The organism is Streptomyces sp. NPDC043726 (genome assembly GCF_056436565.1).
Genome location: NZ_JBWKCI010000003.1, coordinates 667,895 through 689,570, shown reverse-complemented (window position 1 = coordinate 689,570; position 21,676 = coordinate 667,895). Strand labels below are relative to the sequence as shown.

The 21,676-nt window shown below is 71.5% G+C and carries 18 protein-coding genes and 3 tRNA genes; 9 read left to right on the top strand and 12 right to left on the bottom strand.

Going from position 1 to position 21,676, the window contains the following annotated elements; all coding sequences use genetic code 11:
* Positions 1-219: 219 nt before the first annotated feature.
* Positions 220-474: a DUF3073 domain-containing protein gene (locus AC068Z_RS12135; protein WP_478554502.1), complete on the top strand. Its 255-nt coding sequence runs from the start codon at positions 220-222 to the stop codon at positions 472-474.
* An 83-nt stretch (positions 475-557) separates the two neighbouring features.
* Here AC068Z_RS12135 and purM read toward each other — a convergent pair whose 3' ends face one another.
* The 7 genes from purM to purS all read right to left on the bottom strand — a co-directional run bounded on the left by purM (position 558) and on the right by purS (position 8,287).
* On the bottom strand, positions 558-1,622 hold the full coding sequence (gene purM, locus AC068Z_RS12130; RefSeq protein ID WP_478554501.1) for a phosphoribosylformylglycinamidine cyclo-ligase: 1,065 nt from the start codon (positions 1,620-1,622) through the stop codon (positions 558-560).
* 32 nt (positions 1,623-1,654) lie between these two features.
* Positions 1,655-3,181 carry an amidophosphoribosyltransferase gene (gene purF, locus AC068Z_RS12125; protein ID WP_478554500.1) on the bottom strand — a complete coding sequence of 509 codons (1,527 nt, stop codon included), beginning with the start codon at positions 3,179-3,181 and terminating at the stop codon, positions 1,655-1,657.
* A 57-nt stretch (positions 3,182-3,238) separates the two neighbouring features.
* Positions 3,239-4,159: an META domain-containing protein gene (locus AC068Z_RS12120; RefSeq protein WP_478554499.1), complete on the bottom strand. Its 921-nt coding sequence runs from the start codon at positions 4,157-4,159 to the stop codon at positions 3,239-3,241.
* A 59-nt stretch (positions 4,160-4,218) separates the two neighbouring features.
* Positions 4,219-5,016 carry a maleylpyruvate isomerase family mycothiol-dependent enzyme gene (locus AC068Z_RS12115; RefSeq protein WP_478554498.1) on the bottom strand — a complete coding sequence of 266 codons (798 nt, stop codon included), beginning with the start codon at positions 5,014-5,016 and terminating at the stop codon, positions 4,219-4,221.
* A 75-nt stretch (positions 5,017-5,091) separates the two neighbouring features.
* Positions 5,092-7,350 carry a phosphoribosylformylglycinamidine synthase subunit PurL gene (gene purL, locus AC068Z_RS12110; RefSeq protein WP_478554497.1) on the bottom strand — a complete coding sequence of 753 codons (2,259 nt, stop codon included), beginning with the start codon at positions 7,348-7,350 and terminating at the stop codon, positions 5,092-5,094.
* The gene (purQ, locus tag AC068Z_RS12105) at positions 7,347-8,027 is read right to left on the bottom strand and encodes a phosphoribosylformylglycinamidine synthase subunit PurQ (protein WP_451717814.1); all 681 of its coding nucleotides are present in this window, start codon (positions 8,025-8,027) and stop codon (positions 7,347-7,349) included. Before purQ ends, purL begins: the two co-directional genes overlap by 4 nt.
* Positions 8,024-8,287: a phosphoribosylformylglycinamidine synthase subunit PurS gene (purS, locus tag AC068Z_RS12100; RefSeq protein ID WP_015659417.1), complete on the bottom strand. Its 264-nt coding sequence runs from the start codon at positions 8,285-8,287 to the stop codon at positions 8,024-8,026. The genes purQ and purS overlap by 4 nt, the downstream gene beginning before the upstream one ends.
* Positions 8,288-8,567: 280 nt before the next feature.
* Between purS and AC068Z_RS12095 the strand changes: the two genes are divergently transcribed.
* From AC068Z_RS12095 to AC068Z_RS12060, 8 genes are all read left to right on the top strand, one after another.
* On the top strand, positions 8,568-8,885 hold the full coding sequence (locus AC068Z_RS12095; protein WP_041821757.1) for a histone-like nucleoid-structuring protein Lsr2: 318 nt from the start codon (positions 8,568-8,570) through the stop codon (positions 8,883-8,885).
* 137 nt (positions 8,886-9,022) lie between these two features.
* Positions 9,023-9,094 (top strand) — tRNA-Gly (locus AC068Z_RS12090).
* Positions 9,095-9,174: 80 nt separating this feature from the next.
* Positions 9,175-9,247: transfer RNA gene (locus AC068Z_RS12085), tRNA-Gly, on the top strand.
* 136 nt (positions 9,248-9,383) lie between these two features.
* On the top strand, positions 9,384-10,340 hold the full coding sequence (locus AC068Z_RS12080) for an ABC transporter ATP-binding protein (protein ID WP_478554496.1): 957 nt from the start codon (positions 9,384-9,386) through the stop codon (positions 10,338-10,340).
* Positions 10,337-11,113, top strand: coding sequence for an ABC transporter permease (locus tag AC068Z_RS12075; protein ID WP_478554495.1), 777 nt, complete (start codon positions 10,337-10,339; stop codon positions 11,111-11,113). Before AC068Z_RS12080 ends, AC068Z_RS12075 begins: the two co-directional genes overlap by 4 nt.
* Positions 11,095-12,342, top strand: a complete 1,248-nt coding sequence (locus AC068Z_RS12070) for a sensor histidine kinase (protein WP_478554550.1) — start codon at positions 11,095-11,097, stop codon at positions 12,340-12,342. The genes AC068Z_RS12075 and AC068Z_RS12070 overlap by 19 nt, the downstream gene beginning before the upstream one ends.
* Positions 12,339-12,956 (top strand): response regulator, encoded by a 618-nt coding sequence (locus tag AC068Z_RS12065; RefSeq protein ID WP_478554494.1) that lies wholly within the window; start codon positions 12,339-12,341, stop codon positions 12,954-12,956. Before AC068Z_RS12070 ends, AC068Z_RS12065 begins: the two co-directional genes overlap by 4 nt.
* Positions 12,957-12,979: 23 nt before the next feature.
* A tRNA-Gly gene (locus tag AC068Z_RS12060) sits at positions 12,980-13,052 on the top strand.
* A gap of 56 nt (positions 13,053-13,108) precedes the next feature.
* On the opposite strand, the gene AC068Z_RS12055 is transcribed toward AC068Z_RS12060, so the two are convergent.
* From AC068Z_RS12055 to AC068Z_RS12035, 5 genes are all read right to left on the bottom strand, one after another.
* Complete coding sequence (locus AC068Z_RS12055; RefSeq protein WP_478554493.1) at positions 13,109-14,008, bottom strand: phosphoribosylaminoimidazolesuccinocarboxamide synthase; 900 nt, start codon at positions 14,006-14,008, stop codon at positions 13,109-13,111.
* Between the two features lie 104 nt (positions 14,009-14,112).
* Entirely contained in the window at positions 14,113-15,618 is a 1,506-nt protein-coding gene (locus AC068Z_RS12050; protein WP_478554492.1) for a N,N-dimethylformamidase beta subunit family domain-containing protein, read from the bottom strand.
* Between the two features lie 245 nt (positions 15,619-15,863).
* Positions 15,864-17,657 (bottom strand): hypothetical protein, encoded by a 1,794-nt coding sequence (locus AC068Z_RS12045; RefSeq protein ID WP_478554549.1) that lies wholly within the window; start codon positions 17,655-17,657, stop codon positions 15,864-15,866.
* Between the two features lie 314 nt (positions 17,658-17,971).
* Entirely contained in the window at positions 17,972-19,222 is a 1,251-nt protein-coding gene (gene purD, locus AC068Z_RS12040) for a phosphoribosylamine--glycine ligase (protein ID WP_478554491.1), read from the bottom strand.
* A 161-nt stretch (positions 19,223-19,383) separates the two neighbouring features.
* Positions 19,384-21,666: a DNA polymerase III subunit gamma and tau gene (locus AC068Z_RS12035; RefSeq protein WP_478554490.1), complete on the bottom strand. Its 2,283-nt coding sequence runs from the start codon at positions 21,664-21,666 to the stop codon at positions 19,384-19,386.
* Between the last annotated feature and the right edge of the window lie 10 nt (positions 21,667-21,676).

Genomic DNA, 21,676 nt, shown 5'->3' with positions numbered 1-21,676 from the left:
CCGGCGATAAGTGGTTAAAATCGCCGTTGACCAGCGAGGACGGGGCACCTCGAAGGTCCTGTGCACACGCGCGTGCTGCGGGCGACGTACCGTATGGGCGCGGGCTCAGGTACCGTGGAAGCCCTACGGACCGGTCTCTCTGCGGAGAGCCCGTTTCAGATCATGAACGCGTGTCGAGACTCTGGGGCCGTCGAGCCCCGTCACCGAGGGGGTCGAGCCATGGGGCGCGGCCGGGCCAAGGCCAAGCAGACGAAGGTCGCCCGCCAGCTGAAGTACAACAGCGGCGGGACTGACCTGTCGCGTCTGGCCAGTGAGCTGGGCGCTTCGACTTCGAGCCAGCCGCCGAACGGCGAGCCGTTCGAGGACGACGAGGACGAAGACGACCCGTACGCCCAGTACGCGGATCTCTACAACGACGACGACGAGGACGAGGACGAAGAGTCCGGTCCCACGTCGCAGCGTCGCGGCGCTTGACGTAGCTCGCTTCGCGGTTTCCGTCACGACTGCACTTCACCCGGTCCGGGGCCTCGGCACTGGACCGGGTTTCGTGCTGCCTGTCAGGCGTAGTCACTCACCAGCGCGGCACCTTCGGTGTGCTCACCCCGGTCCGTGATCTCACCCGCGACCCAGGCCTCGACCCCGCGGTCGGCCAGGGTCGCCAGAGCCACGTCCGTGGACTCCTCGGGCACGATCGCGATCATGCCGACGCCCATGTTGAGGGTCTTCTCCAGCTCCAGGCGCTCGACCGATCCCGTCTTCCCGACGAGGTCGAACACGGGAGCGGGGGTCCAGGTGGAGCGGTCCACGATCGCGTGCAGCTCGTCCGGGATCACGCGGGCCAGGTTGGCGGCGAGTCCGCCGCCGGTGATGTGCGAGAAGGCGTGCACATCGGTGGTCCGGGTCAGCGCCAGACAGTCCAGCGAGTAGATCTTGGTCGGCTCCAGCAGCTCCTCGCCGAGGGTGCGGCCGAACTCCTCGATCCGCGCGTCCAGGGCCAGGCCGGCCTGGTTCAGCAGGACGTGGCGGACCAGCGAGTACCCGTTCGAGTGAAGACCGGAGGCCGCCATGGCGATCACGGTGTCACCCTTACGGATGCGATCCGGGCCGAGCAGCCGGTCGGCCTCCACGACGCCCGTACCGGCGCCGGCGACGTCGAAGTCGTCCGGGCCCAGCAGGCCGGGGTGCTCGGCCGTCTCGCCGCCGACCAGGGCGCAGCCGGCGAGCACACAGCCCTCGGCGATGCCCTTCACGATGGCGGCGACCCGCTCGGGGTGGACCTTGCCGACGCAGATGTAGTCGGTCATGAACAGCGGCTCGGCGCCGCACACCACGATGTCGTCCATCACCATCGCGACCAGGTCGTGGCCGATGGTGTCGTAGACGCCCAGCTGGCGCGCGATGTCGACCTTGGTGCCGACGCCGTCCGTGGCGGAGGCGAGCAGCGGGCGCTCGTAGCCCTTGAGGGCGGAGGCGTCGAAGAGGCCGGCGAACCCGCCGAGGCCGCCGAGGACCTCGGGGCGCTGCGTCTTCTTCACCCACTCCTTCATCAGCTCGACGGCGCGGTCGCCCGCTTCGATGTCGACGCCCGCGGCTGCGTAGCTGGCACCAGTGGTCTCAGACATGGGGTGAGAACTTTCGTGTCGTACGGCAGAACTTAGGGGCGACGGATCGCGTCGGCCGCGGCCGTGGCGGCGGGCCCTGCGGCCAGCTCGGTCTCCAGGAGCTGCTTGCCGAGCAGCTCGGGGTCCGGGAGCTCCATCGGGTACTCGCCGTCGAAGCAGGCGCGGCAGAGGTTCGGCTTGGCGATGGTGGTCGCCTCGATCATGCCGTCGATGGAGATGTACGCCAGGGAGTCGGCGCCCAGCGAGGTGCCGATCTCGTCGATCGTCATGCCGTTGGCGATGAGCTCCGCGCGGGTCGCGAAGTCGATGCCGAAGAAGCAGGGCCACTTCACGGGCGGCGAGGAGATCCGGATGTGGACCTCGGCCGCGCCGGCCTCGCGGAGCATGCGGACCAGGGCCCGCTGGGTGTTGCCGCGCACGATGGAGTCGTCGACGACGACCAGGCGCTTGCCCTTGATGACTTCCTTCAGCGGGTTCAGCTTCAGGCGGATACCGAGCTGCCGGATGGTCTGCGAGGGCTGGATGAACGTACGGCCGACGTACGCGTTCTTCACCAGGCCGGCGCCGAACGGGATGCCGGAGGCCTCCGCGTAGCCGATCGCGGCCGGGGTGCCGGATTCCGGGGTCGCTATGACCAGGTCGGCCTCGACCGGGGCTTCCTTCGCGAGCTTGCGGCCCATCTCCACGCGGGAGAGGTACACGTTCCGGCCGGCGATGTCGGTGTCCGGGCGGGCGAGATAGACGTACTCGAAGACACAGCCCTTGGGCTTCGCTTCCGCGAATCGGGAGGTGCGCAGGCCGTTCTCGTCGATGGCCACGAACTCGCCCGGCTCGATCTCGCGGACGAAGCTGGCGCCGCAGATGTCGAGGGCGGCGGACTCCGAGGCGACCACCCAGCCGCGCTCCAGACGGCCGAGGACCAGCGGGCGGATGCCCTGCGGGTCGCGGCCGGCGTAGAGGGTGTGCTCGTCCATGAAGACCAGCGAGAAGGCGCCCCGGACCTGCGGGAGGATCCGGTGGGCGGCCTCCTCGATGGTCAGCGGCTTGCCGTCCTCGTCGACCTGGGCCGCGAGCAGCGCGGTCAGCAGGTCGGTGTCGTTGGTCGCCGCCACACGCGGGCTGCGGCCCTCCTGCTTGGGCAGGTCGGCGACCATCTCGGCGAGCTGGGCGGTGTTGACGAGGTTGCCGTTGTGGCCGAGCGCGATGGAGCCGTGCGCGGTGGCGCGGAACGTCGGCTGGGCGTTCTCCCACACGGAGGCCCCGGTGGTCGAGTAGCGGGCGTGTCCGACCGCGATATGACCCTGGAGCGAACCGAGAGAGGTCTCGTCGAAGACCTGGGACACAAGGCCCATGTCCTTGAAGACGAGGATCTGGGAGCCGTTGCTGACCGCGATTCCCGCGGATTCCTGGCCCCGATGCTGGAGGGCGTAGAGCCCGAAGTACGTGAGCTTTGCGACCTCTTCGCCCGGAGCCCAGACACCGAAGACGCCACACGCGTCCTGGGGGCCTTTCTCGCCGGGGAGCAGATCGTGATTGAGTCGACCGTCACCACGTGGCACGGCTCCGAGTGTAGGCGAGATCGACCACTGGTCCGAATTCGTGGAGAGTGGGCTTTCTTACTTCGCCGATGGCTTCGCACGGGCGACGAGACCGTCCCCGGAGGCCGCCGTGAGGGTCAGCTCCTGGTCTTTCTGCTGGTAGGACACCTTGCCGGCCAGGATCTCGGTCAGCTCCCGCTCCGCCTTCATCACCGGGCCCTCGCAGAGCATGCGGGTGGTCGACAGCGGCCCGAACCGGATCGTGCCGTCCTTGACGGTCGCCTTGCCCCGGAAGTTGTTGCAGCCGAGGTTGCCGCTCACGGAGCCGTCCTCGGACAGGGTGAGGTGGGGCTTTGCGCCCTCGGGCAGGGACTGGGCCGTGGCGTCGTCGCCCTTGCCGGAGAGCAGGGTGTCGACGGTCCACTTCGTGCCCTGAAGGGCGGGCTCGGGCTCCGCGCCCTTCGCCGGTCCCTCGGTCAGGGTCATGGAGTCGCCGTCGCCCCTGGTCAGAGTGAGGGTCTTGGTGCCGTCGCGGTCCTCGATCGCGGCCTTGAGGGTGCCGGTGAAGACACTCTGGAAGCGCTCCTCGAACTCCTGTACGGGTCCGGGGCAGCCCATAGCGGTGGAGAAGAGGTCGGTGATCTTCACGGTGTCGCCGTCGATCTCGACATCGGCGCCGAAGTCGTTGCAGCCCACCGAGCCGCCGGACTCTCCGCCGCCTTCGTCCGGCTTGGTGGTGCCGGGCTTGAAGACGATGTGCGCCTGGTCGACCCGGAACCGCTTGTCCTCGGTCGGCAGCTCGTACGTCTTGCCGTCGACGGTGACCTTCCGGGGCACCCAGCGGGTGTCCGCGATGTCGGCGGCCTTGGTGCTCCTGGTGGTCTTCCCGCCGTCTCCGACCGAGCCGCTGTCACTGCCCGACTCCGTGCCGCAGGCGGCCAGGACGGCGGTGCCGGCCAGGGCCGCGGCGGCGTACTTCACACTTGTCGTCCGCTTCATGTCCCTTGGACGCACGAGGCGGGTGTTGGGTTCGGGGTCGTTATCGGTCCGTTGTGTCGTCAGGCCATCAGGGGCAGCAACGCGCCGAGATCGGCCCGCTCCCCGCTCGAACTGACCTTCGCCTCCTGGAGGGCGTCCTTCCACTCCAGCCGCCCGGTGGCGAGCCGGATCCAGGTCAGCGGGTCGGTCTCGACGACGTTCGGCGGGGTGCCGCGGGTGTGCCGGGGGCCCTCGACGCACTGCACCACGGCGTACGGCGGGATCCGCACCTCGGTCGAGCCCCCGGGCGCCTTCACGGCGAGCGCGTCGGCGAGCAGCCGGGTGCAGGCGGCCAGGGCCTGGCGGTCGTACGGCACCTCCAGACCCGGTACGGCGGCGTTCAGGTCGTCGGTGTGGACGACGAGTTCGACGGCACGGGTGACGAGGTAGTCGGCGAGCGGCAGGGCACCGGCGTTGGTGTCCAGCAGCCGGGTGCCCGGGTGGGTGTCGAGCTGCTCCTCGAGGGCGCGCGCGATGTCCGCGAGGTAGCCGTCGAGGTCGGGATGGTCCCGGACGAGCGTCCTGGTGAACTCGTCGATGGCCGAGGAGCTGGCGGAGGTCGCGAACGGCCAGTCCAGCAGCACGGCGTCCGGCCGTGCCGGCTCGGGCTTGTCGAGGGCCCGCCCGATGGCCGTCAGCGCCATCCCGATGTGCGCGACCAACTCCCGCACGGTCCACTCCCCGAGCCGCGTCGGCAGCGCCAACTGGTCGGGCGTGAGCCCGCGTACGGCGTCTTGGACGTGCGTGAACTGGCCCAGGACCGCGGTGCGGATCTTCGCTGGGTCGTAGCTGCGGGTGCGCTTCTTGGCCGGAGGCATGCGGTCAAGCGTAGGTGCGGTGGACATGGCGAGGCCCCCGCCCGGCGGAACGGACGGGGGCCTCGCACGGCTCGGTTACGCCAGCAGCGACGGGATCGTCGCCTCGTGCACCTCGCGCAGCTCCTCCAGGGTGAGGGCGAACTCGCCCTGGACGTCGACGGTGTCGCCGTCGACCACGCCGATGCGGGTGACCGGGAGGCCCCGGGCGCCGCACATGTCGTTGAAGCGGACCTCCTCCGAGCGCGGGACGGCGACGACCGCGCGGCCCGCCGACTCCGAGAAGAGGAAGGTGAAGGCGTCCAGACCGTCGGGGACGATCAGGCGGGCGCCCTTGCCGCCGAGCAGCGCCGACTCCACGACCGCCTGGATCAGACCGCCGTCGGACAGGTCGTGCGCGGAGTCGATCATGCCGTCGCGGGAGGCGGAGATCAGGATCTCGGCGAGCAGGCGCTCACGCTCCAGGTCGACCTTCGGGGGCAGGCCGCCGAGGTGGTCGTGGACGACCTGGCTCCACGCCGAGCCGCCGAACTCCTCACGCGTGTCGCCGAGAAGGTAGAGCAGCTGCCCCTCCTCCTGGAAGGCGACGGGCGTACGGCGGGCGACGTCGTCGATGACGCCGAGCACGGCCACGACCGGGGTCGGGTGGATGGCCACCTCGCCGGTCTGGTTGTAGAGGGAGACGTTGCCGCCGGTCACCGGGGTGCCGAGCTGCTGGCAGGCGTCCGCCAGACCGCGGATGGCCTCCGCGAACTGCCACATCACCGCCGGGTCCTCGGGCGAGCCGAAGTTCAGGCAGTCCGAGACGGCGAGCGGCTTGGCGCCGGTCGTCGCCACGTTCCGGTAGGCCTCCGCCAGCGCCAGCTGCGCGCCCGCGTACGGGTCGAGCTTGGCGTAGCGGCCGTTGCCGTCCGTCGCGATGGCGACGCCGAGGCCGGTCTCCTCGTCGATGCGGATCATGCCGGAGTCCTCCGGCTGGGCCAGCACGGTGTTGCCCTGCACGAAGTGGTCGTACTGCGAGGTGATCCACTTCTTGGAGGCCTGGTTCGGGGAGCCGACCAGCTTCAGGACCTGGTCCTTCAGCTCCTCGGCCGTCGCGGGCCGCGGCAGCTTGCCCGCGTCGTCCGCCTGGAGCTCGTCCTGCCAGGACGGGCGGGCGTACGGGCGCTCGTAGACCGGGCCGTCGTGCGCGACCGTGCGCGGGTCGACGTCGACGATCTTGCCGCCGTGCCAGTAGATCTCCAGCCGGTCGCCGTCCGTGACCTCACCGATCACGGTGGCGATGACGTCCCACTTCTCGCAGATCTCCAGGAACCGGTCGACCTTCGCCGGCTCCACGACCGCGCACATGCGCTCCTGCGACTCGCTCATGAGGATCTCCTCGGGCGAGAGCGTGGAGTCGCGCAGCGGTACGTCGTCGAGTACGACCGTCATGCCGCCGGAACCGTTGGACGCCAGCTCGCTCGTCGCGCAGGACAGGCCCGCCGCGCCGAGGTCCTGGATGCCGACGACCAGCTTCTCCTTGAAGGCCTCCAGGGTGCACTCGATGAGGAGCTTCTCCTGGAAGGGGTCGCCGACCTGGACGGCAGGACGCTTCGACGGCTTGGCGTCGTCGAAGGTCTCGGAGGCCAGGATCGAGGCGCCGCCGATGCCGTCGCCACCCGTGCGGGCGCCGTAGAGGATGACCTTGTTGCCCGCGCCGGACGCCTTCGCGAGGTGGATGTCCTCGTGCCGCATCACACCGATGGCACCGGCGTTGACCAGCGGGTTGCCCTGGTAGCAGGAGTCGAAGACGACCTCGCCGCCGATGTTGGGCAGACCCAGGCAGTTGCCGTAGCCGCCGATGCCGGCGACGACACCGGGCAGCACGCGCTTGGTGTCGGGGTGGTCGGCGGCGCCGAAGCGCAGCGGGTCCACGACCGCCACCGGCCGCGCGCCCATCGCGATGATGTCGCGGACGATGCCGCCGACACCCGTGGCCGCGCCCTGGTAGGGCTCCACGTACGAGGGGTGATTGTGCGACTCGACCTTGAAGGTCACGGCGTAGCCCTGACCGACGTCGACCACACCGGCGTTCTCACCGATGCCGACGAGCAGGGCGTCCGACTGCGGGGCCTTCTCGCCGAACTGGCGCAGGTGGACCTTGGAGGACTTGTAGGAGCAGTGCTCGGACCACATGACCGAGTACATGGCGAGCTCGGCGCCGGTCGGGCGGCGGCCGAGGATCTCGACGATCCGCTCGTACTCGTCCTTCTTCAGGCCGAGTTCGGCCCAGGGCAGCTCGACGTCGGGGGTCTCGGCCGCGTGCTCGACCGTGTCCAGAGGCGTCCGGCTCATGCGTTGACCAGCTTCTTGAGGATCGAGGTGAAGAAGGGGAGACCGTCGGTGCGGCCGGTGCCGATGAGCGGCTCCGTGGCGTGCTCCGGGTGCGGCATCAGGCCCACGACGTTGCCGGCCTCGTTGGTGATGCCGGCGATGTCGTTGAGCGAGCCGTTCGGGTTGAAGTCCAGGTAGCGGAAGGCCACCCGCCCCTCGGCCTCCAGCTTGTCCAGCGTGTACTGGTCGGCCACGTAGCGGCCGTCCATGTTCTTGAGCGGGATGTGGATCTCCTGCCCGCTCTCGTAGTCGCTGGTCCAGGCCGTGGACGCGTTCTCCACCCGCAGCTTCTGGTCACGGCAGATGAAGTGCAGGTGGTCGTTGCCGAGCATCCCGCCGGGGAGCAGGTGGGCCTCGGTGAGGATCTGGAAGCCGTTGCAGATGCCGAGGACCGGAAGGCCGGCCTTCGCCTGCTCGATGACGGTCTCCATCACCGGCGAGAAGCGGGAGATGGCCCCGGCGCGCAGATAGTCGCCGTAGGAGAAGCCGCCCGGGAGGACGACCGCGTCGACCTGACGGAGGTCCTTGTCCTTGTGCCAGAGGGCGACCGGTTCGGCGCCCGCGAGGCGGATCGCGCGCTGGGTGTCCCGGTCGTCGAGACTTCCCGGGAAAGTGACGACGCCAATACGAGCGGTCACTTGGCCGCCTCCGCCACTTCTTCCACCTTGACGGTGAAGTCCTCGATCACGGTGTTGGCGAGGAAGGATTCCGCAAGATCGTGGATGCGGGCGAGCGCGGCCTCGTCGACCGGCCCGTCAACTTCCAGTTCGAATCGCTTTCCCTGACGGACGTCCGAGATGCCTTCGAATCCCAGCCGCGGCAGTGCGCGCTGCACCGCCTGGCCCTGGGGGTCGAGGATCTCCGGCTTGAGCATGACGTCGACTACGACGCGTGCCACGTGCACTCCCGGTGGTGTGGTGCTGAGCTGGTTCCTGCAAGGTGGTTTCAGACTACCTGCACAAAATTTCTACGCGCGTCGACTTGTAGGAATCTACGTGAGGGCCGTCACGAGCGGGGGCGACGACGGCCGTCCATGAAAACTTCGGGAAAAGATCCCAGATCGACACCTGATAGCTATTGCGCTCGGACACGCGGGGGGATTTAGTCGAACTTCACAATGCAATGTCGGGCACTGTACAAATGAATTGTCAGCTGGCCGCACGAAGGGACCGATATTCGTGGCGCAGAAGGTCGTGGTCACCCTCTTTGACGACATCGACGGCTCGGAAGCGGCGGAAACGATCGCCTTCGGACTCGACGGCAAGTCGTACGAGATCGACCTGAACCAAACGAATGCCGAGAAACTGCGTAAGGCACTCGAGCCGTACGTGGAGGCCGGCCGCAAGCGCTCGCGCTCCGGCAAGGCGTACCGGCAGACCGAGGTCGCCCCCGACCCGGCGGCCGTCCGGGCCTGGGCCCAGGCCAACAAGATGGACGTACCGGCCCGCGGCCGAATCCCCAAGAAGGTCTACGAGGCGTTCGCCGCGGCGCAGTGACCCGTCCCCGGGGTCATCGTCCTCAGGGTGCGTCAGCGGGCCCTGAGGACAACCGACTTGCGCTGCACCCCTGTCGGTCGGCTAGAGTCTGGAGCACGCCGAGGGCGGGGCCGAAAAGCCCAGCTCACGGAGTACATGCGGGTGTAGTTCAGTAGTAGAACATCCCCCTTCCAGGGGGAAGGCGCAGTGTGCAATTCCTGTCACCCGCTCTGCACCGCCGTACCGAGCATCCTTCTGGATCAGGTAGGCTGGTGCTCGCGCCGATCGGTGAGAGCCGGTCGGAGGCAATGCGGACGTAGCTCAGTTGGTAGAGCGCAACCTTGCCAAGGTTGAGGTCGCGAGTTCGAGCCTCGTCGTCCGCTCTCTTTCGAAGGCCCCCGGTTCTCCGGGGGCCTTTCGCGTTTCCCTGACTCCCGCACCCTTGCTTCTGACATTTGTCATGCCGGGTGATGACAGCGCGCACTGCCGACGGACTCCGAAGGCCGGGACGCTGACGTCATGGACAGGAACGAACACGAACACGTGATTGAGGTCACCGACCTGCGGCGTGTGTACGGGGGCGGGTTCGAGGCGGTGCGCGGAATCACCTTCTCGGTGGCCCGCGGTGAGGTCTTCGCGCTGCTCGGCACCAATGGCGCGGGCAAGACCTCCACCGTCGAACTGCTGGAGGGGCTCGCCCGTCCGGCCGGGGGGCACGTCCGGGTGCTCGGGCACGACCCGTTCGCCGAGCGGGAGGCCGTCCGGCCGCGCACCGGCGTGATGCTCCAGGAGGGCGGCTTCCCTTCCGAGCTGACCGTCGCGGAGACCGCGCGGATGTGGGCGGGGTGTGTGAGCGGGGCGCGGCCCGAGCGGGAGGTACTGGAGCGGGTCGGGCTCGGCGGGAAGACCGGCGTACGCGTCAAGCAGCTGTCCGGGGGTGAGCGGCGGCGGCTGGACCTCGCGCTCGCGCTGCTCGGCGACCCCGAGGTGCTGTTCCTCGACGAGCCGACGACCGGCCTCGACGCCGAGGGGCGGCGGGACACCTGGGCGCTGGTGCGGGAGCTGCGCGACGCCGGCACGACCGTGCTGCTGACCACGCACTACCTGGAGGAGGCCGAGGACCTCGCCGACCGGCTGGCCATCCTGCACGAGGGACGCATCGCCGCTGCCGGCACCCCGGCCGAGGTGACCGCGGCCCAGCCCGCCCGGATCTCCTTCGAACTGCCCGAGAACTACTTCCTGGGCGACCTGCCCCCGCTGGACGAGCTGGAGATCACCGGACACGAGATCGAGGGCCGCCTCGTACGGCTGCGCACCCACGAGCTCCAGCGGGCCGCAACAGAGCTGCTGACCTGGGCCGGACGGGCCGGGGTCGAACTGCGGCGGCTGGACGTGCGGTCGGCCTCGCTGGAGGAGGCGTTCCTGGGCATCGCGCGGGAGGCCTCCGCGCACGAGACGAAGGAGTACGCGGCATGAGCGGCACCGTCACCACCCCGGCCGGCCGGATGAAGGCCCTGGCCCGCGCCGAGCTGACCCTGCTCGGCCGCACCCGGGGCACCCTGGTCGCCGCCCTGTTCGTCCCGCTGGTCCTGCCGTTCAGCGTCTGGTCCGCGACCAAGGACATGGACCTGGACGAGTACGGCCTCACCGCCGGCACCGTGGTCCTGCCCGCCGCCGTCGGCTTCTCCCTGCTCTTCGCGGTGTACGGCTCGCTGGTGGGCGTGTTCACCGCCCGGCGCGAGGAACTCGTGCTGAAGCGGTTGCGCACCGGTGAGCTGCGGGACGGCGAGATCCTCGCCGGGTCCGCCCTGCCCGCCGTCACCACCGGCCTCGGACAGTCCCTCCTGCTGGTGGCGGGCTGCACGGTCGTCCTGGACGTCCCCGCGCCCCGCGCCCCCCATCTCGCCGTCCTGGCCCTGCTGCTGGGTCTGGTGCTGTGTGCCGCGCTCGCCGCCCTCACCTCGGCGTTCACCCGCACCACCGAGAGCGCCCAGGTCACCACGCTGCCGCTGCTGCTGGTCTCGATGCTCGCTTCCGGCATGACCTTTCCGCTGGAGATGCTGCCCGGCAAGGTGGCGTCGGTGTGCGAGCTGCTGCCGCTCACCCCGGTGATCACGCTGGTGCGTGGTGGCTGGACCGGTGAGCTGTCGGTGTCCGAGACGGCCGGACCGGTGCTGATCGCCCTGGCCTGGACCGCGCTGGCCGTGTTTGCTGTACGGCGGTGGTTCCGCTGGGAGCCACGGCGCTGACGTACGAGAAGAACGGGGAGTCCGACGTGGCCGTGGGGTGGTGGCGGCGCAAGAGCACGCCGGCGAAGGTCGAGACGTACACCCGCTGGTCGTTCCACTTCTTCGGAGTGGTCGAGATCCTCTCCATCGGCCTCGCCGCCCTGGGCCAGACCGGTACGGCGGTCGGGCTCTGGCTGCTGCTCGCGGTGTGCGGACACGCGGCGCTCACCATGCTGACCGCCTCCCGTGCCCTGGACTGGACGCGCGGGCAGCGGGAGCAGCCGGTGCGGCTGCTGTGGACGCTGGCAGCGGTCACCGCGGTGATCGCCGTGGCCGCGCTCGCGCTGGCGCAGCACGGGCCCGGCGGGAAGGACGAGGAGTCCGCCGCCGGGGTCGTCTTCGCTGGGGTGACGGCCTTCGGGGCGGGCACCCTCGCGCTCGGCGTCAAGGAGCGCCGACGGGTGCTCGCCGTCGTCGGCGGCTTCGCGGCGGGGGCGTGGGTCGTCACCTGGCCCCTGGGGCTGCCGGTCGGCGCCGGACTCGTCACCGCGCTGGTGGTGCTCCTCGGCGCCGGGTTCGTCGCCTTCACCTCCGCCTTCTCCGTCTGGCTGCTCAACGCCGTCTTCGAGCTCGACGAGGCCCGCGAGACCCGGGCCCGGCTCGCCGTGGCCGAGGAGCGGCTGCGGTTCGGGCGGGATCTGCACGATGTGATGGGCCGGAATCTGGCGGTCATCGCGCTCAAGAGCGAGCTGGCCGTGCAGCTCGCCCGGCGCGGGCGGCCCGAGGCGGTGGAGCAGATGATCGAGGTGCAGCGCATCGCGCAGGAGTCCCAGCGCGAGGTGCGCGACGTCGTACGGGGTTACCGCGAGGCCGACCTGGGAGCCGAACTCGCCGGGGCACAGGGCGTGTTGACGGCGGCCGGGATCACCTGCGAGGTGAGCGGGCCGGTCGACGGGCTGCCGGCCGAGGTGCAGTCGGTGCTCGCATGGGTGGTCCGGGAGGCGATCACGAATGTGCTGCGGCACGGGAACGCGGAGCGGTGTTCGGTGTCGGTTCGGGTACGGGAGGGGCGTGTGGTGCTGACGGTGGAGAACGACGGGGTGGCGGGAGGCGCCGCCCAGGGGTCCGGGTCCGGGCTCGCGGGGCTTCGGGAGCGGCTCGCCGCCGTGGAGGGGACCTTGGAGGCGGGAGCCGAAGGGGCCCTGTTCCGGGTGGTGGCCGAGGTGCCGTTGGGGGTGGTTGTGGCGTGAGTGGCGAGCCGTTGCGGGTACTGCTCGCCGACGACGAGCATCTGATCCGGGGGGCGCTGGCCGCGCTGCTCTCGCTGGAGGACGACCTGCTCGTCGTCGCCGAGGCCGCGTCCGGACCCGAGGCGCTGGCGATGGCACGGGCCCACCGGCCCGACGTCGCCGTGCTGGATCTCCAGATGCCCGGGGCGGACGGTGTGAAGGTCGCCACATCGCTGCGGGCGGAACTGCCGTCCTGCCAGGTCATGATCGTGACCAGCCATGGCCGCCCGGGGCACCTCAAGCGGGCGCTTGCGGCGGGTGTGCGCGGGTTCGTCCCCAAGACCGTCAGCGCCCAGCGGCTCGCCGAGATCATTCGGACGGTCCGGGCCGGAAACCGTTACGTGGACCCCGAGTTGGCCGCCGACGCGATCTCCGCCGGGGACTCCCCGCTGACCGCCCGGGAGGCCGAGGTGCTGGAACTGGCCGCCGACGGCGCCCCTGTCGCGGAGATCGCGGAGCGGGCCGCGCTGTCCCAGGGGACCGTGCGGAACTATCTCTCCTCGGCCGTCTCCAAGCTCGGGGCGGAGAACCGTCACGCGGCGGTGCGGCTCGCCCGCGAGCGAGGTTGGGTATAGTTGCTCTCGCGCCACGGCGCAGTGCGGACGTAGCTCAGTTGGTAGAGCGCAACCTTGCCAAGGTTGAGGTCGCGAGTTCGAGCCTCGTCGTCCGCTCTCTTTCGAAGGCCCCCGGTTCTCCGGGGGCCTTCGGCGTTACGGGCCTGTGGCGGTCACGCCCAGCTCGTGCCCGTCAGACGCTCGTACGCCTCCACGTACTTCGCGCGGGTCGCGTCCACGACCTCCTGCGGCAGCGGCGGCGGGGGCTGCTCGCTCTTGCGGTCCCAGCCGGAGGCCGGCGAGGTCAGCCAGTCGCGCACGAACTGCTTGTCGTACGACGGCTGCGCGCGGCCCGGCTCCCACTGGTCCACCGGCCAGAAGCGGGAGGAGTCCGGGGTGAGGACCTCGTCGGCGATGACGAGGGTGTCGTTCTCGAAGCCGAACTCGAACTTGGTGTCCGCCAGGATGATCCCGCGCTCCCGGGCGATGTCCCGGGCCCGGGAGTAGACGGCGATGGTGGCCTGGCGCAGCTGGGCGGCGGTGTCCGCGCCGACCTGCCGGGCGACCTCCTCGTAGGAGACGTTCTCGTCGTGCTCGCCGACCGCGGCCTTGGTGGCCGGGGTGAAGATCGGGGCGGGGAGCTCGCTGCCGTCGACCAGGCCCTCGGGGAGGGCGAGGCCGCAGACCGTGCGGGTGTCGTTGTACTCCACCAGGCCCGAGCCGGTGAGGTAGCCGCGGGCCACGCACTCCACCGGGACCATGTCGAGCGACTTGCAGATCAGGGTGCGGCCGGCCCAGTCGGCGGGGGCGCCGGGCGGCAGCTCGGTGCTCAGGACGTGGTTGGGGGCCAGGTCGGCGAGCTGCTCGAACCACCACAGGGAGAGCTGGGTGAGGACCCGGCCCTTGTCGGGGATCTCGGTCGGCAGCACCCAGTCGTACGCCGAGATGCGGTCGCTGGCGACCATCACGAGGTCGCCCGCCTCGTTCCGGTACAGGTCGCGCACCTTGCCGGTGTGGAGGTGTACCAGGCCCGGAACCTGGATCGGCTCGGGCTTTTCTACGAATCCGGACACGGTTCCTCCCCGTGGTTCTGTCCAACGGGTCGATTGTCCCGTATGAGCCGCTGACCTTGGACTTGGGGTCCTGTTGGGGTCTGCGCGGCGGCCTTGGCGTGGGGTCAGTCACGCTTGCAGATGCGGTCCAGGAGGTTGGCGGTGGCGCGCTGGACGCGGGCGTCGACGTGACCCGGGCGGTCCAGGGCCGGGGACCAGGCGAAGGTGCCGGACGCGAAGACCAGGGCGCCGGAGGGGGCACGGTAGAGGGACGTCTCCTGGTGGCGGAGGACGCCCTCGCTGTCGGCGTACGGGGAGTGCGCCAGCAGGATGCGCTCCTCGTGCTCGGGCAGCGCGGTGCGCGGGAAGTAGCGGTCGGCCTCGCCCGCGACCAGGCCGGCGAGCTCGTCACCGTCGTGGGCGCCGGTGGCGTCCCACAGCCAGTGGTCGGCGTTGCGGACGATCAGGGGGTGGGGCTCGGGGACCCGGCCCGCGTACTGGATGCCGACCAGCTGCTGCTCGGGGCGGTCGATCTCGCGCCACAGGACCGGCTTGCCCGGGCCCCTGCGCTTGCGGCAGGTCAGCAGACGGTCGGGGACGCCGGACGGGGACGGGCCCAACTCGACCTGCCAGTACATGGTGTTGGCGGAGAGGAAGACCAGCGAGGTGCCGTTCTCCCTGGCCAGCTCCGCCGTGCGGCGCATGTGGGGCGACCAGTACTCGTCGTGGCCGGGGAAGACCAGGCCGCGGTAGCGGGTGGGGTCGACGTGTCCCGCGTGCAGGTCGCGGGCGTCGGCGTAGGCGAGGTCGTAGCCGTAGCGCTCGGCGAAGCGGATGAAGTCGTAGGCGTGGCCCACGTGGAGGGGCAGGCCCGCGCCCGCGTACGGGCGGTCGAAGGAGACGGTCGTCGCGGCGTCGGCCTCGCCGAGCAGCCGGCCGTCGTCGTCCCAGGCGTGGTAGAGGCTGGCGCCGGTGCGGCCGTCCTCCGGGTAGAGGTTGTACGCCTGCCACGTGACGTCGGGCAGGAGCAGCAGCAGGTCCGCGGGGTGGTCGTCGCGAATGGTGAACGGGATGTGGGAGCGGTAGCCGTCGAGGGTGGTGAGGACCGCCACGTACGCGCCGATGCTCCAGTACGACGGGATCTGCAGCCGCCAGGACAGCCACCAGTGGTGGCAGGAGACCGTGCGGTCGGCGGTGAGGGGTGGGGGCTGGACGATGCCGGAGAGCCGAGGGCTGGTGGTGATCTTCGCGGCGCCGTCCCCGCCGTAGTGGCCGATCCGGTAGATGTCGACGCTGAACTGCTGCGGCGGGTCGACGGTGATGTGGAAGTCGACGGCCTCGCCGGGGGCGACCGCGCCGGTGGAGGTGAAGCCCTTGATCTGACGGTTGACGTCGTCGGCGGAGCGGGGGCCCTCGGTGCGGCGGGCGCCGTCGCGGGGGTGGGGGACACGGCGGTCGTACGACGTCGTCGGGGCGTCCTGGGTGTCCACGTACCAGGGGACCACCTGGCCCGTGTCGTCGAAGTACGTCTCCGTGCCGCGGAGCCAGGGGACGGGGCCCTGGCCGAAGGGGTCCGTGACGGCGTGCGCGAGTGCTCCCGACTCCCAGCGGCGGATCCGCTCCGACTCCATGGTCGCTCCCCTCCCTCTTGCCCCCGTGGTCCTGCGTGCTGATCGCCTGTTGGCCGTGGCGCGTATGGCGTGATGGTGACGGCCGGATGTCGTAAGCCCTTGCCATGTGCGCGATCGGTCCCAGCACATCACATTGCGCACGCATGCTGTCACTATTCGTTGCGAATTGACGGAAAGTGGAACTCGCGGCTCCGGTAAGAGCTGGGCGTGAGGGGCGTTGGGGGGAGCGTGGGGGCGTGGGGCCCTCAGACGAGGCGAACCGGCTTCTCCGGGCGTATGCCGGATTCGACGAGCCAGGCCTTCAGGGGGGCCGCATCGCCGTCCTCGATGAGGCTGAGGACGCGGGGGGTGAGGTCGGCGGCGCGTTCTCCGTTGACGAGGAGGGTGGGGCCGTCGAGCCAGTCCAGGCCGGGGGTGGCGCCCGCGGTGTCCATGGCGGCGCAGCAGACCATCGCGGTGACGTGGTCGGTGAGCAACTCTCGCGCCGAGCGCGGGGGCTGGAGCGGGAAGAGGGGCAGGGAGCCGTCGTCCCAGAGGGAGGCCGGATCGGGGGTGGGAGGGGTGCTGGGGGCGGTGTTCGCTTCCTCGCGGGCGAGTTCCGCGGTCAGGCCCGCGGCGAGGGTGGCCGCGCGCTCGTTCTCGGCCTCGGCTTCGCCCTCGGCCCACATCGGGTCCGCGTCCGCATCGCCCGTACCGCTTTCGTGGTCGGGGAGCGCGGGTGCGTCCGTGGCACTCGCCGTCTCCCCTTCCGTCGGCCTCTCGACGGCGGGCGCGTCCGTGGCCGATAGGTGGTCCAGGACTCGGGAGAGGGTCGGGCCGTCGGGGTGGGGGGTCGGGCGGCGGACGCCCAGGGTGTCCAGCACCTTGTGGAGGCGGGCCGCGTCCGTACGCCATTTGCGGTCGACCACCTCCTCCGGGTACTCCTGCCAGCCCACGGGGGACCAGTCCGCACCCGATTCGGCGGGGCCGCCGTGGAACAGGCGGGCGGCCAGGAGCGACGCCGCCTCGTCCACCGTGCCCGGTTCCTCCAGGAGGTCGCAGGCCGGGCGTTCCCCCAGGCGGGAGGCGAAGCCCTCGGCCAGGCGGTCCCGGCGGGACAGTTCCGTCAGGGCCGCCACCACGCCCGCGTCCAGGCGGGACGGCCAGCGGCCCATCCGCCAGGCCGGGAGGGCCACCCGGGTCAGCAGGCGGTCCCAGCCCGCGTAGGCCAGCCCCACCTGTTCCTGGGCGACGATCCGCAGCCCGTAATCCACAGCCTGTGCACGCTCCGCGGCCGCGGCGGCCACTCCTCGCTCCATCTCCGCCGCGTGCTCCCGGCAGCTGCGCAGCAGCAGGCGCGACACTCGGCCGACGCCGGAGAGGACGATTCGGGTCACGGGTCCGTGGTGGGGCGCCGAGGTCACCGCCACCGCCGCGTCCAGACCCCGTACGAAACGGCGGGCCGCGGCTATGTCCGGGTGGGCGGACGGGCCCGTGCCCGCCACCACCGGGGCCAGGACCGCGCGAAGCTCTCCCACCCGCATCCACCACAGGAACGGCGAGCCGATGACCAGGACCGGCGCCGCGGTGGCCCGGCGGTGGGGGCCGCGCAGGCCGCCCGTCAGCTCGTCGCGGCCCTCCGGCGCGGGCGGACCGTGGGCCGGGTGGGTACGGTCCTCCAGCCAGCTGTCGCAGTCCGGCGTGAGCGCTATCGCCGAGGGCGCCGGTACGTCGAGCCGGTCGGCCAGGTCACGCACCATCCGGTACAGGTCGGGGGCCGAGTCCTCCGCGATCGCGACCGTCGGACTGACGGCCGGCCTCGAACGGGCGACGACCAGCGCGATCCCGGCCGCGGCGAGCAGCACGAGCACGGCGACACAGGTCACCGCCCAGCGGGCGGCGTCCCAGCCGGAACCGACGAGGTGGCCGGTCGAACCGCCGGCCAGCAGCACCACGGCGAACGCCGCGGGCAGCAGGGCCACGGCCAGCGCCCGGCCGCGGATCCGCAGCACCGCGAGCGCCCGCGCACGCGCGCTCTGCGCGCCCGCCTCCACACCCATACCGGTCACGACCGGACCTCACCCCCTCCCCGATGCGCCGCACGTGCCGGCCGCACTGTCTGTCCCACCTGTCCTGGTGTTGGTCACTCCCCCACTGTGGCACCCGCCACCGACATCGCAATGCCGGTGGGCCAAGTGCCGGAACGCTTGCGCCGCACCCTAGTTGGGGTGCGGGGCCCCGTCAGCCGGATGGGGCAGCGGTCACTCGATGGAATGGCTCTGGGGAAAGGTGGATGACGGACAGCAAGCATCAGGCCCCGGTTCCTGAGACGGATCCGGGGCCTGGAGGGTTCATCGGGGACGGCTGCCGAGGCCTACTCGGCGGCCGCCTTCGCCGCGATGTCCGTACGGTGCTGGGAGCCGTCGAGGCCGATGCGGGCGACGGCCCGGTAGGCGCGCTCACGGGCCTGCGCCAGGTCACCGCCGGTCGCCGTGACCGACAGGACACGACCGCCGGCGCTGACCACGGCGTCGCCGTCGGACTTGGTGCCCGCGTGCAGCACGTACGCGTGCGGGGCGTCCTGGGCGGCGACCTCGTCGAGGCCGGTGATCGGGTCGCCGGTGCGCGGGGTGCCGGGGTAGTTGTGCGAGGCGACGACCACGGTGACCGCGGCGTCGGAGCTCCAGCGCAGCGGCGCCAGATCGGCGAGGTCACCCTTGGCGGCGGCCAGCAGGACCCCGGCGAGCGGCGTCTTCAGCCGGGCGAGGACGACCTGGGTCTCGGGGTCGCCGAAGCGGGCGTTGAACTCGATCACGCGCACACCGCGGGAGGTGATGGCGAGACCGGCGTACAGCAGCCCGGAGAACGGGGTGCCCCTGCGGTGCATCTCGTCGACGGTCGGCTGGAGCACCGTCTCCATGACCTCGTCGACCAGCTTGGGGTCGGCCCAGGGCAGCGGGGAGTACGCGCCCATGCCGCCGGTGTTCGGCCCCTCGTCCCCGTCGAGGGCCCGCTTGAAGTCCTGCGCGGGCTGGAGGGGCACGACCGTCTCGCCGTCGGTGATGGCGAAGAGGGAGACCTCGGGGCCGTCGAGGAACTCCTCGATGACGACCCGCTCACAGGCGTTGGCGTGCGCCCGCGCGGCCTCCAGGTCGGCGGTCACGACGACGCCCTTGCCGGCGGCGAGACCGTCGTCCTTGACGACGTAGGGGGCGCCGAAGGCGTCGAGGGCCTCGTCGACCTCCTCGGGCGTCGTGCAGACGTACGACCGCGCGGTCGGGACCCCGGCCCCGGCCATCACGTCCTTGGCGAAGGCCTTGGAGCCCTCGAGCTGCGCGGCCTCCTTGGAGGGGCCGAAGACCGGGATGCCCGCCTCGCGCACGGCGTCGGCGACACCGGCGACGAGCGGCGCCTCCGGCCCTACGACGACCAGTTCGGCGCCCAGCTCGGTCGCCAGCGCGGCGACGGCGGCGCCGTCCAGGGCGTCGACCCGGTGCAGCTCGGCGACCTCGGCGATGCCGGCGTTGCCGGGGGCGCAGTGCAGCGCGGTGACGTCGGGGTCGAGGGACAGGGAGTGGCACAGGGCGTGTTCGCGGGCGCCGCTGCCGATGACGAGGACCTTCACGGGGTCAGCCTAACCGGAGCGGGGGTGGCGGGATTGTGCGGGCTGCTGAAGAGGGAGGGCGGCGGGGGTTGTGTCTTCGTACGAAGCGTGCGGAGCGACGGCGGGGCGGACGGGGGTACGTCGGTTGCCTGCCACGCCCCCTGCTGGTCGCTCGCGGCCCGCTACTCGTTCGTGAACTCCTCGACCACCGTCGCGCCCAGCTCCCGGACGATCAGGTCGTGGCCGGAGAGGGCCGACTCGTTGAGGTCCGGGTCGTCGTCCTCGGGGATGTCGTCCTCGGGGGCGACGGGGACCGGGTACGGCTCAGGGGCGGGGGCCGCCTGGGGCGGTGCCGCGGGGGCGGACGGGGTGGGCGTCGGCGCGGGGGCGGACGGGGCCGGGGCCGGGGCGGGCTGGGGAGGTGCCGGGCGCGCGGGGGACGCCGTGGCGCCACCGCCGTAGCCGCCTGCGCCGCCGTAACCGGGGGAGCCGCCCTGCGGGGGTGCGGAGCCGCCGCCCGAGGGGTCGACGATCGCCTCGATCTTCCACTGGACGTTGAACTGCTCGGCGAGTGCCTGGCGCAGGACGTCCTCGCTGCCGCTGCTCGCGAAGTTGTCACGGGCGCCGGCGTTGACGAAGCCGAGCTGGAGGGTCGTGCCGTCGAAGCCGGCCACCTGGGCGTTCTGGCTGAGCAGGATCCAGGTGAAGCGTCGGCGGTTCTTGACGGCCTCCAGGATGTTCGGCCAGAGCATGCGGGGGTCGAGTCCGCCGGCGGGGGCGGTGGCGGAGGGCGCGGGGGCGGTCTGGGGCGCCGGCGCCTGGGCGGCGGGCGCCTGAGCGGGGGCCGGGGCGCTCGGTGCGGGCGCGGGCTGGCCTCCGGTGCCGGCCGGGGTCGCGGTGGGCCAGCCGCCGGGACGGCGACCGCTGCCGGCGGTGGTGGCGGTGGGCCAGGCGCCGGGGGCGGGGCTGGGCGCGGCGGCGGGGGCAGGTGCAGCGGGTGCGGCAGGCGTGGGCTGGGGGGCCGGGGTCGGCTCAGCGGACTGCGGAGCCGGGGCCGGGGCCGGGGGCTGCTCGGCGACAGGGGCGGGCTGCATGGGCTGCACGGACGGCGGCGCAGGCTGCCCGTGCTGTCCACTCGGGCTCCCGGGGCTCCCGGGGCTCCCCGCCCCGCCCCCCGCTCCGCGCACCGCCGCGCGGGCCGCCGCCGGACCGCCGCCCTGCGGAACCGCGGGAACGGCTCCCGGGCCATGGGCCTCCGGGCCGGGGACGTACCCCATGGCTGGGGCTCCCCCGCCGCCGGAGAAGTTCACACCACGCTCGATCCGGTCCAGCCGGGCCATGACGGACCGCTCGTCGCCGTAGGCGGCGGGCAGCAGGACGCGCGCGCAGATCAGTTCGAGCTGGAGCCGGGGCGAGGTGGCGCCCCGCATCTCGGTCAGGCCTTCGTTGACGAGGTCGGCGGCGCGGCTGAGCTCGGCGGCGCCGAAGGTGCCGGCCTGGGCCTGCATGCGCTCGAGGACGTCGGAGGGGGCGTCGATGAGCCCCTTCTCCACGGCGTCCGGGACGGCGGCGAGGATGACGAGGTCGCGGAGCCGCTCCAGCAGGTCGGCGACGAAGCGACGGGGGTCGTTGCCCCCCTCGATGACCCGGTCGACGACCTCGAAGGCGGCGGCGCCGTCACCGGTGGCGAAGGCCTCCACGACGGAGTCGAGGAGCGAGCCGTCGGTGTAGCCGAGGAGGGAGGTGGCCATGGCATACGTCACACCCTCCTCCCGCGCTCCGGCGAGGAGCTGGTCCATGACGGACATGGAGTCACGCACGGAGCCCTGGCCGGCCCGCACGACGAGCGGCAGCACACCCTCCTCGACCGGGATGTTCTCCTTGCCGCACACCTCGCCGAGGTACTCCCGCAGGGTGCCCGGGGGGACGAGCCGGAAGGGGTAGTGGTGGGTCCGCGACCGGATGGTCCCGATGACCTTCTCGGGCTCGGTGGTGGCGAAGATGAACTTGAGGTGCTCCGGGGGCTCCTCGACGACCTTCAGCAGGGCGTTGAAGCCGGCCGACGTGACCATGTGGGCCTCGTCGATGATGTAGATCTTGTACCGGCTGCTCGCGGGTCCGAAGAAGGCCTTCTCGCGCAGCTCACGGGCGTCGTCCACACCACCGTGCGAGGCTGCGTCGATCTCGATGACGTCGATGGAACCGGGGCCGTTCCGGGCCAGGTCCCGGCACGACTGGCACTCGCCGCACGGGGTGGGCGTGGGACCCTGCTCGCAGTTCAGACAGCGGGCGAGGATCCGGGCGCTGGTCGTCTTGCCGCAACCGCGCGGACCGCTGAACAGGTACGCGTGATTGACCCGGTTGTTCCGCAGCGCCTGCTGCAACGGGTCGGTGACATGCTCCTGCCCGATGACCTCGGCGAACGACTCCGGGCGATAGCGGCGGTACAGCGCGAGAGACGACACGCATACGAGG